Source organism: Vibrio sp. R-1 (genome assembly GCF_035615595.1).
GTDB classification, from domain to species: domain Bacteria; phylum Pseudomonadota; class Gammaproteobacteria; order Enterobacterales; family Vibrionaceae; genus Vibrio; species Vibrio cholerae.
The window spans coordinates 1-329 of the sequence record NZ_WPDC01000353.1 but is presented as its reverse complement, the minus strand read 5'-3'; the positions used below and the strand labels follow the sequence as shown (position 1 = coordinate 329).

Here is a 329-nt window from a genome sequence, read left to right as displayed (position 1 = left end):
GCCGTCGTCGCGGTTTGCTGCGTGGTCAGGAATCCGACGTAACTGGCGTTAAGATCCATGCTGAAGTTCCATTGTCTGAAATGTTCGGCTATGCAACTCAGCTGCGTTCTCTGACCAAAGGTCGTGCATCATACACTATGGAATTCCTGAAGTATGATGATGCGCCAAACAACGTTGCTCAGGCCGTTATTGAAGCCCGTGGTAAGTAATCCACAGGATTAAAACCCAGGTTTAAACCTAAGTCCCGTGCTCTCTCCTCAGGGGAGAGCACAATAGTAAGGAATATAGCCGTGTCTAAAGAAAAATTTGAACGTACTAAACCGCACGTT

1 protein-coding gene is annotated in these 329 nt (G+C 47.4%); it reads left to right on the top strand.

The genetic code is table 11. The features are described from left to right. The coding region (locus GOU96_RS18480) for a hypothetical protein (RefSeq protein WP_324702138.1) at nucleotides 1–209 on the top strand (209 nt) is incomplete at its 5' end. Nucleotides 210–329: the final 120 nt, after the last annotated feature.